Source organism: Nonomuraea sp. NPDC050663 (assembly GCF_044456985.1).
Taxonomy (GTDB): domain Bacteria; phylum Actinomycetota; class Actinomycetes; order Streptosporangiales; family Streptosporangiaceae; genus Nonomuraea.
Window position 1 is genome coordinate 904,642 of record NZ_JBITGL010000003.1, and the last position, 6,888, is coordinate 911,529.

The following is a 6,888-nucleotide window of genomic DNA, read 5'->3' on the forward strand; positions in this document are numbered from 1 at the left end:
GGGGAACTCATGGCCGACCGCGCGACCGAGACCAAGTGGGAAGCGCTCAGCCCGTTCGAGCTGAAGAACGAGCTCATCGACCTGGCCAAGGACAACAAGGCCGCGCACACCATGCTGAACGCCGGGCGCGGCAACCCGAACTGGATCGCCACCGAGCCACGCGAGGCGTTCTTCCTGCTCGGCTCCTTCGGCCTGGCCGAGTCGCGGCGCACCTGGTCGGAGTTCGACGGCCTGGGCGGCATGCCCGCGCAGGAGGGCATCGCCGGCCGCTTCAGCGCCTTCCTCGACGACAACCGGGACAGGCCCGGCGCCGAGTTGTTGCGCAAGTCCGTGGAGTACGGTACGAGCACGCTGGGCTTCGAGCCCGACGCCTTCGTGTGGGAGCTGGCCGACGCGATCATCGGCGACCACTACCCGGAGCCCGACCGCATGCTCCACCACGCCGAGCGGATCGTCCACGCCTACCTCGTGCAGGAGATGTGTGCCGGGCAGGCGCCGGCCAGGCCGTACGACCTGTTCGCGGTCGAGGGCGGCACGGCGGCCATGTGCTACATCTTCGACACCTGCGTCATCAACGGCATCCTCCGCCCGGAGGACACCATCGCGATCATGACGCCGATCTTCACGCCGTACCTGGAGATCCCGCACCTGGAGCGCTACCAGTTCAAGACGGTCGAGATCGCCGCCTCCAAGATGAACAAGGACGGCCTGCACACCTGGCAGTACGACCAGGCCGAGCTCGACAAGCTGGCCGATCCGAACGTCAAGGCGCTGTTCCTGGTCAACCCGTCGAACCCGCCCTCGGTGATGCTGGCCCAGGAGTCGCTGGACCACATCGAGAACATCATCGCCACCAGCAACCCCGACCTGACGATCATCACCGACGACGTCTACGGCACCTTCGTCAACGGCTTCCGCTCGCTGATGTCGACCGCGCCGCGCAACACCATCGGCGTCTACTCCTTCAGCAAGTACTTCGGCTGCACCGGCTGGCGCCTGGGCGTCATCGCGGTCAACCAGGACAACATCTTCGAGGGCAAGCTGGCCGGCCTGCCGCAGTCCGACAAGGACCGGCTCAGCGACCGCTACAGCACCATCAGCCTGGACCCGGCCGGCATCAAGTTCATCGACCGGCTCGTCGCCGACTCCCGCCAGGTGGCGCTCAACCACACCGCGGGGCTGTCGCTGCCGCAGCAGGTGCAGATGTCGCTGTTCTCGCTCGCCGCGCTGCTCGACACCGACGACACCTACAAGAAGACCTGCCAGGCCGTCATCGCCCGCCGGCTCAAGGCGCTGACCGAGGGCATGGGCGTGCCGCTGCCCGACGACCCGCTGGCCGCCCGCTACTACGTCGAGCTCGACATCCTCAACTACGTCGAGAAGACGTGGGGCAAGGAGTTCGCCGGCTGGCTGGAGCAGAACTTCGAGCCGGTCGACCCGGTCTTCCGCCTGGCCGAGAAGGGCTCGGTCGTGCTGCTCAACGGCGGCGGCTTCGACGGGCCCGAGTGGAGCGTCCGGGTCAGCCTGGCCAACCTCGCCCAGGACGACTACGCCCAGATCGGCACCTGGCTGCGCGAGGTCGTCGAAGGGTACAAGGCGGAGTTCGACAAGTCATGAACTGGTTCAAGGATCTCCTGCAGAGCACGCCGGAGATCGCCCTGTTCATCTGCCTGGCGCTGGGGTACGCCATCGGCAAGGTCAAGGTGAAGGGGCTGTCGCTCGGCGGCATCGCGGGCACGCTGATCGTCGCGATCTTCGTCGGCATGCTCGGCGGGATCACGCTCAACGACCAGGTGAAGAACATCGCCTTCGCGATGTTCATCTTCACCCTCGGCTACATGAGCGGCCCGTCGTTCTTCGCCAGCCTCAACAAGAAGAGCCTGCGCTACGGCTGGTTCACGCTGATCGAGGTGATCACCGTGCTGGCGATCACCGCGATCGCCATCGTCGTGCTCAACCTCGACATCGGCACCGCGGCCGGCCTCATGGCCGGCGGCGCCACCGAGTCCGCCGTGGTCGGCACCGCGACCGACGCCATCGCCAAGCTCAACCTGCCGCCCGACCAGATCGCGGCGCTGCAGGCCAACGTCGGCACCGCCTACTCCATCTCCTACATCTGCGGCCTGATCACCATCGTGCTGCTGACCTCGCAGATCGCGCCCGCCGTGCTGCGCTTCAACCTGCGCGACGAGGCCGCCAAGCTGTGGCAGCAGCTCAGCAAGGGCCACGTCGACGAGGACGCGACCACGGCGCTGCCCAGCGTCGTGGGCCGCGCCCACGAGGTCTCCCTCGCCGCCGGGCAGACGATCTCGCAGGTGGAGAGCGCGCTCGGCGGGCGGGCCACCGTCGAGCGGCTGCGCCGCGCCGGGCGGTTCGTCGACGCCACGCCTGACACCGCCCTGGACGCGGGCGACGTGGTGGTGCTGTACGGCCTGCGCTCGGACCTGGTGCAGGCCTACGCGGTCATCGGGCCCGAGGTGGCCGACCCCGCGGGCCTGGACCTGGAGCTCGACATCGCCGAAGTACTGCTGACCGGCAAGGACGTCAACGGCGTCACCCTGAGCCAGGTTCGCGCCCAGGCCGCGCAGGAGCACACCGGCGTCTACCTGACCGGCCTGACCCGCATGGAGCAGGGGCTGCCGCTCCAGCCTGGCACCACCGTCAACGCGGGCGACGTGGCCCGCATCTCGGGCGCCAAGAAGGACGTCGACGCCGCCGCCAGACGTTTCGGCGTGCGGCTGGACTCCGCGGTGAAGGCCGACTTCATCTTCATCGCCGTCGGCGTCATCCTGGGCATGCTCATCGGCAAGATCGTCATCCCGCTGGGCGACATCCCGCTGTCGCTGGGCACCGGCGGCGGCTGCCTGCTGTCGGGCCTGCTGTTCGGCTGGATCAGGGCGAAGAACCCGAAGATCGGCCAGTACGACCCGGCGGCGGCCTCCGTCATCAAGGACCTGGGCCTGGCCACGTTCATCTGCGCGGTGGGCCTGTCGTCCGGTCCCGCCGCGGTGCAGCTGATCCAGAAGTTCGGCTTCGCGCTGCCGATCACCGGCATCCTCATCACCCTGATCCCCGCCTGCATCTCGCTGTTCGTGGCGTTCAAGGTGATGAAGCTGCCCGCGCCGCTGGCCCTCGGGTCGGTCGCGGGCCAGCAGTGCTCCACACCCGCGATCACCGCGGTGCAGCAGCAGGCGGGCAACACCACGCCGCTGATGTCGTACACGATCGTGTACGCGCTCTCCAACGTGGTGCTGCCGCTGCTCGGCCCGATCGTGGTGGCGATGGCCAACGCGCTGAGCTGACAAGGGGCCGATCAGGGGCTGATCAGGGGCCGCCCAGTGCGGTTCGCAGGGCCCGGGCCACCGTTTCCGCAGTGGCTCCGGGCAGGATCGCGGCGATGTGCGCGTCCGGGCGCAGCAGCCACGCCTCGCCCGGCGCCGGGCCCTCCACCCCGTCGAGAACCGTCACCGGCTCCCGCGCCAGGTCCGGCGGGCAACCGGGGCCGCGCAGCAGCGTGAAGCCGGTGCGCGCCACCTTCCTCAGCCTCGCGTCGCGCAGCGGCATGAGCACGCCGGGAGCGGGCGGCGGCATCGCACCCTTGGGCGGCCTGCCCTCGAAGGGCCTGCTCGGCTCCGGTGTCGTCAGGGGCGAGCCGACATACCAGTACGGCTCGGCCAGCCGTCCCGAGTCGACCTGGCTCGGGTCCTCGGCCGCCCCTTCGAGGATCGTGTGCCGCCGGGCGATCTCCTCATCGGTACGCGGCACCAGGAAGCGCATGGTCGCGGCGGTGATCTCCAGGTTCTCCAGGGCGGCGGCGTGCCGTTCGGCGTGGTAGCTCTCCAGCAGGCCCTCCCCCGCCAGGCCGCGCCGTACGAACGCGATCTTCCAGGCGGCGTTCTCGGCGTCGGCCACGCCGGAGTTCAGGCCACGCGCGCCGAACGGCGCGAACAGGTGGGCCGCGTCGCCCGCCAGCAACACCCGTCCGGCACGCAGCCGGTCGGCCACGCGGGACTGGAAACGGTAGACCGAGTGCCAGAGCAGCTCGTACGGCGCGGCGCCGATGACCTGGCGGATCCTGGCGTCGAGGTCGTCGGCGGCGGGATCGTAGCCGGGCGGGACCTGCCAGTCGATCCTGAACGTGCCGCCGGGGCAGGGATGGATGAGCACCTGGCGGCCGGGGTTCCAGGGCGGGTCGAAGTAGAAGCGGCGCTCGCTCGCCCAGCGGGGCAGGTCGGCGCGGATGTCGCAGATCAGGAACTCGTCGTCGTAGGTCTCGCCGGGAAAGGCGACGCCCAGGCCGCGCCGCAACCCGTCGGCCCGGCCACCCGCGCACAGGACGACGTGGCCGGCCCTGACCGGGCCGCCCGTCCGGGTCATGACGGTCACACCGTCGTCGTCCTGCTCCAGGCCGACGACCTCGTGCCCCCACCGCACCCGGATCGCGGAGCTCTTCGCGATCTCCTCGTCGAGCAGTTCCTCGGTCCGCGTCTGCGAGATATTGACGAACGGCGGCAGGTGGCCCTCGTCGACGAAACTCCACGAGAACAGCTCGCGGTCGCGGTGGTAGGTGCGCGCCGTGGTCCAGGTCAGCCCCTCGCGCGCGATCGCCTCGCAGCCCACCGACGCCCAGACGTCGAGCACGTCGCGCTGCTGGCAGATCGACTTCGAACCGACCGCCTCACGGGCGTGGCGGCGCTCCAGCACCACGACCGGCAGCCCCCAGCGGGCCAGCAGCAGCGCGGCCGTCTGCCCCACCGGGCCCGCCCCGACGACCACCACCGGCTCGTTCATGACTGGAGTTGTTCCCACACCTCGCGATCACGCTGCGCGGTCCAGATGCGCGGCCGCTCGACACCCTCCAGCTCGTCCCACAATCGGGAGACGTCGAACGGCAGGCAGTGCTCGAAGATCGGCCATCGGCCGTAGCGGGGCTCCAGCAGGGTGTGCACGCGCTCGAACGCCTGCTTGAGCGTGCCACCGGCGCGCTGCACCGCCCCCACCTCGGTGATCATGACGTGCAGGAAGTCTCGGGTCTGCGCGATGGCCGCCTCCACCGCCTCGGCGCCGCGCGCGACCGCTCCCCGGCCGCCGACCAGCGTCTCGGCTCCCAGCTGCGCCACCCGGTCGAGCGTCGCGCCCGCCCAGTCGCGATGGAAGGCGTCGCCGGTGTAGAGCGCCGCCTGCGACTCGACCAGATCGCCCGCGAAGAGGATCCTCTCGCGCGGCAGCCAGGCGACCAGGTCGCCCTCGGTGTGGCCGCGCCCGCAGTGGCGCAGCACGAGGGGGCCGCGCTCGCCCAGGTCGATCGTCAGGCTGTCGCTGAAGGTCAGCGTGGGCCACGTCAGGCCGGGGATGGACGCGGGCTCCTTGAACAGGCGCGGCATCCTGCCGTACTCCGACTCCCAGTCCTGCTGCCCGCGCTCGGCGATCAGCGCGCGGGTCCGGTCGTGGGCGACGATCACGTCGGCGTCGAACGCGCTCGCGCCCAGCACCCGCACCGCGTGATAGTGCGACAACACCAGGTAGCGCACCGGCTTGCGCGTGTGCTGCCGCAGCACCGCCAGCCAGTCGCGGGCCGCGGCCGGGGTGGCCAGCGCCTCGAAGCAGACCAGGAAGTCGTCGCCCTCGACGGCGCCCACGTTCGGGTCGCCCTCGGCGGTGAGCGCGTAGACGCCGTCCGCGAGGATCTCCAGGGTCTGCTGCTTGGCCTCGAGATCTGCCGATGAGGCGAACGCCTTGACCATGCTCCCAGCGTAAGCCCTGGGACACTGGGGGCATGGACCTCACCCTCGTCCTGGGCGACATCACCGAGCAGGACTCCGACGCGATCGTCAACGCGGCCAACTCCTCGCTCATGGGCGGCGGCGGCGTCGATGGCGCCATCCACCGTAAGGGCGGGCCCGCCATCCTGGAGGAGTGCCGCGCGCTGCGCGCCTCCCGCTACGGGAGCGGGCTGCCGACCGGGCAGGCGGTCGCCACCACGGCGGGCGCGCTGCCCGCCCGGTGGGTGATCCACACGGTGGGGCCCGTCTACTCGGCGGCCGAGGACCGCTCGGCGCTGCTGGCCTCGTGTCACACGGAGGCGCTGCGGGTCGCCGACTCGCTGGGCGCCGCCTCCGTGGCCTTTCCCGCGATCTCGACGGGGATCTTCGGCTGGCCCGTGGACGACGCGGCCCGCATCGCCGTGCACGCCGTCCGGTCGGCGTCGACGCAGGTCGCGGAACTGCGGTTCGTGCTGTTCTCGCCGGAGGCGTACGCGGCCTTCGCCCGCGCCCTCGGGTGAGCGGCCGGGGTCGTCAGACGGTCGTGGCCTTGCGCGCTCCGGCGACCGGCGGAGCCTTCAGACGGTCGCGGCCTTGCGCGCTCCGGCGACCGGCGGAGCCTTCAGACGGTCGTGGTGCTTGCGGCGTGGCCCAGGTCCAGCAGGCCGATGGCGCGCTCGCGCATCTCGACCTTGCGGATCTTGCCGGTCACCGTCATCGGGAAACCGTCGACCACATGCACATAACGCGGGATCTTGTAGTGGGCGAGCTTGCCGGCGCAGAACTCCCTGACCGCCTCCACCGTCAACGGGGCGGCGCCCTCCCGCATCACGATCCACGCCATCAGCTCCTCGCCGTACCTGGCGTCCGGCACCCCGATCACCTGCACATCAGCGACGTCGGGGTGCCGGTAGAGGAACTCCTCGATCTCACGCGGGTAGATGTTCTCCCCGCCCCGGATCACCATGTCCTTGATCCGGCCCACCACGTTGACGTACCCGTCGGCGTCCATGGTGGCCAGATCACCGGTGTGCATCCAGCGGGCCGCATCGATCGCCTCGCCGGTCTTGTCCGGCTCGTTCCAGTAGCCGAGCATCACCGAGTAGCCGCGCGTGCACAACTCGCC

At 70.4% G+C, this 6,888-nt stretch carries 5 protein-coding genes and 1 pseudogene; 3 read left to right on the forward strand and 3 right to left on the reverse strand.

Features of this window, described 5'->3' with window-relative positions:
• Positions 1–9: 9 nt before the first annotated feature.
• Both ACIBH1_RS13155 and aspT read left to right on the forward strand, forming a co-directional pair.
• On the forward strand, positions 10–1,617 hold the full coding sequence (locus ACIBH1_RS13155) for a bifunctional aspartate transaminase/aspartate 4-decarboxylase (RefSeq protein WP_397313913.1): 1,608 nt from the start codon (positions 10–12) through the stop codon (positions 1,615–1,617).
• Complete coding sequence (aspT, locus tag ACIBH1_RS13160) at positions 1,614–3,302, forward strand: aspartate-alanine antiporter (RefSeq protein WP_397313914.1); 1,689 nt, start codon at positions 1,614–1,616, stop codon at positions 3,300–3,302. The genes ACIBH1_RS13155 and aspT overlap by 4 nt, the downstream gene beginning before the upstream one ends.
• Before the next feature lie 22 nt (positions 3,303–3,324).
• Here the strand turns inward: aspT and ACIBH1_RS13165 are convergent, their stop codons facing one another.
• Positions 3,325–4,791 carry an FAD-dependent monooxygenase gene (locus ACIBH1_RS13165; protein ID WP_397313915.1) on the reverse strand — a complete coding sequence of 489 codons (1,467 nt, stop codon included), beginning with the start codon at positions 4,789–4,791 and terminating at the stop codon, positions 3,325–3,327.
• Positions 4,788–5,744 (reverse strand): MBL fold metallo-hydrolase, encoded by a 957-nt coding sequence (locus ACIBH1_RS13170; protein WP_397313916.1) that lies wholly within the window; start codon positions 5,742–5,744, stop codon positions 4,788–4,790. Before ACIBH1_RS13170 ends, ACIBH1_RS13165 begins: the two co-directional genes overlap by 4 nt.
• A 32-nt stretch (positions 5,745–5,776) precedes the next feature.
• Here ACIBH1_RS13170 and ACIBH1_RS13175 point away from each other — a divergent pair, with 32 nt between their 5' ends.
• On the forward strand, positions 5,777–6,283 hold the full coding sequence (locus ACIBH1_RS13175) for an O-acetyl-ADP-ribose deacetylase (RefSeq protein WP_397313917.1): 507 nt from the start codon (positions 5,777–5,779) through the stop codon (positions 6,281–6,283).
• Positions 6,284–6,384: 101 nt separating this feature from the next.
• Here the strand turns inward: ACIBH1_RS13175 and ACIBH1_RS13180 are convergent.
• A pseudogene (locus tag ACIBH1_RS13180) lies at positions 6,385–6,888 on the reverse strand (AMP-binding protein); the annotation flags it as partial.

Coding starts and splice junctions, on each gene's coding strand:
- ACIBH1_RS13155 (WP_397313913.1), top strand. CDS start 10: ATGGCCGACCGCGCGACCGAGACCAAGTGGGAAGCGCTCAGCCCGTTC.
- aspT (WP_397313914.1), top strand. CDS start 1,614: ATGAACTGGTTCAAGGATCTCCTGCAGAGCACGCCGGAGATCGCCCTG.
- ACIBH1_RS13165 (WP_397313915.1), bottom strand. CDS start 4,791: ATGAACGAGCCGGTGGTGGTCGTCGGGGCGGGCCCGGTGGGGCAGACG.
- ACIBH1_RS13170 (WP_397313916.1), bottom strand. CDS start 5,744: ATGGTCAAGGCGTTCGCCTCATCGGCAGATCTCGAGGCCAAGCAGCAG.
- ACIBH1_RS13175 (WP_397313917.1), top strand. CDS start 5,777: ATGGACCTCACCCTCGTCCTGGGCGACATCACCGAGCAGGACTCCGAC.